3 protein-coding genes are annotated in these 1,742 nt (G+C 74.3%); all 3 read left to right on the top strand.

Translation table 11 applies throughout. From position 1 onward, the window contains the following. Nucleotides 1–10 precede the first annotated feature (10 nt). Nucleotides 11–457 carry a ribosomal protein S18-alanine N-acetyltransferase gene (gene rimI / locus E1258_RS32435; protein ID WP_132407778.1) on the top strand — a complete coding sequence of 149 codons (447 nt, stop codon included), beginning with the start codon at nt 11–13 and terminating at the stop codon, nt 455–457. Between the two features lie 6 nt (nt 458–463). Further along, nucleotides 464–1,510 (top strand): tRNA (adenosine(37)-N6)-threonylcarbamoyltransferase complex transferase subunit TsaD, encoded by a 1,047-nt coding sequence (gene tsaD / locus E1258_RS32440; protein ID WP_132407774.1) that lies wholly within the window; start codon nt 464–466, stop codon nt 1,508–1,510. 29 nt (nt 1,511–1,539) lie between these two features. Beyond that, a partial coding sequence (locus E1258_RS32445; protein ID WP_132407776.1) for a hypothetical protein occupies nt 1,540–1,742 on the top strand: 203 nt, incomplete at its 3' end.

The raw sequence follows: 1,742 nt of genomic DNA on the forward strand, positions 1-1,742 counted from the left end.
GGTGGGGGTGGTGCGGCTGGGCCGGTTCCGCTGGTGGCACATCGACGAGGTGCTGCCGATCGAGGCGGACCTGTTCGGAGCCGAGCAGTGGTCGCCGGCGATGTTCTGGAACGAGCTGGCCAACGGCCACTTCTACCTGGTCGCCACCCCGGACGGCGGCGGGCGCGTGCTCGGCTACGCGGGGCTGGCCGTCGCCGCGCCGGACGAGGCGTGGGTGCAGAACATCGCGGTCGCCCGGGACGCCCAGCGGCGCGGGGTGGGCCGGGCGCTGCTGGAGGCGCTGCTCGCCGAAGCCGCCCGCCGGGGTGTGCGCAGCACGCTGCTGGAGGTCGCGGCGGACAACGGCCCCGCCCAGCGGCTCTACGCGACGTACGGCTTCGAGCCGATCGGCGTGCGCCGCGGCTACTACCAACCCAGCAACACCGACGCGCTGGTCATGCGGCGCGACCAGGACTGAGGAGCCATGGCCGACGAACCGCTCATCCTCGGCATCGAGACCTCCTGCGACGAGACCGGGGTCGGCATCGTGCGCGGGCACACCCTGCTCGCCGACGCGCTGGCCTCCAGCGTCGCCGAGCACGCCCGGTTCGGCGGTGTGGTGCCCGAGGTGGCCAGCCGCGCTCACCTGGAGGCCATCGTGCCCACCATGGACCGGGCGCTGGCCGAGGCGGGGGTGACCATCGCCGACATAGACGCCTTCGCGGTGACCTCCGGCCCGGGACTGGCCGGGGCGCTGCTGGTCGGCGTGGCCGCCGCCAAGGGGTACGCGCTGGCCGCCGAGAAGCCGGTGTACGGGGTGAACCACCTCGCCGCGCACGTCGCCGTGGACACCCTGGAACACGGGCCGCTGCCCGAGCCGGCGATCGCCCTGCTGGTCTCCGGCGGGCACTCGTCCCTGCTGCTCGTCGACGACCTGGCCCGGGGGGTGACCCCGCTCGGCGCGACCATCGACGACGCCGCCGGCGAGGCGTTCGACAAGGTGGCCCGGCTGCTCGGCCTGCCGTTCCCCGGCGGCCCGTACATCGACCGGGAGGCCGCCGCCGGCGACGCCGGCGCGATCGGGTTTCCGCGTGGCCTCACCGCCGCCAAGGACCTCGCCGCCCACCGGTACGACTTCTCCTTCTCGGGCCTGAAGACGGCTGTGGCCCGCTGGGTGGAGGCCCGGCAACGGGCCGGCGAACCGGTGCCGGTGGCCGACGTGGCCGCGTCGTTCCAGGAGGCGGTCTGCGATGTGCTCACCGCCAAGGCGCTGGCCGCGTGTCAGGCCCACGGGGTGGACACGCTGGTGATCGGCGGGGGGGTGGCGGCGAACTCCCGGCTGCGGGCGCTGGCCGAGCACCGGGCGGCGAAGCTCGGCATCCGGGTGCGGGTGCCCCGGCCGAAGCTGTGCACCGACAACGGGGCGATGGTCGCCGCGCTGGGTTCGCACCTGGTCGCTGCGGGGGTCGCGCCGAGCCGGCTCGACCTGCCGGCCGATTCGGCCCTGCCGCTGACCACGGTCAGCGTGTGACGGCTCGACACGAGCGAGGGAGCGACGACGTGATCGTACGGATGTGGGAGGCGCGGGCGGAGCCGTACGGCTTCGCCGACCTGATCACCTGGGTCTGCGACACGGCCCTGCCCGAGGTCGAGCACGACCCGCTGCACATGTCCAGCGAGGTGTTCAGTTCCACCGACCATCGGGTCGTGGTGATCTCGAAATGGCGCAGCAGCCCCCGGCCGCTGCCCGACCCGCCCGCGAC

Source organism: Micromonospora sp. KC207, from assembly GCF_004348615.1.
In the GTDB taxonomy this organism is placed as follows: Bacteria; Actinomycetota; Actinomycetes; order Mycobacteriales; family Micromonosporaceae; genus Micromonospora.

Coding starts and splice junctions, on each gene's coding strand:
- tsaD (WP_132407774.1), top strand. CDS start 464: ATGGCCGACGAACCGCTCATCCTCGGCATCGAGACCTCCTGCGACGAG.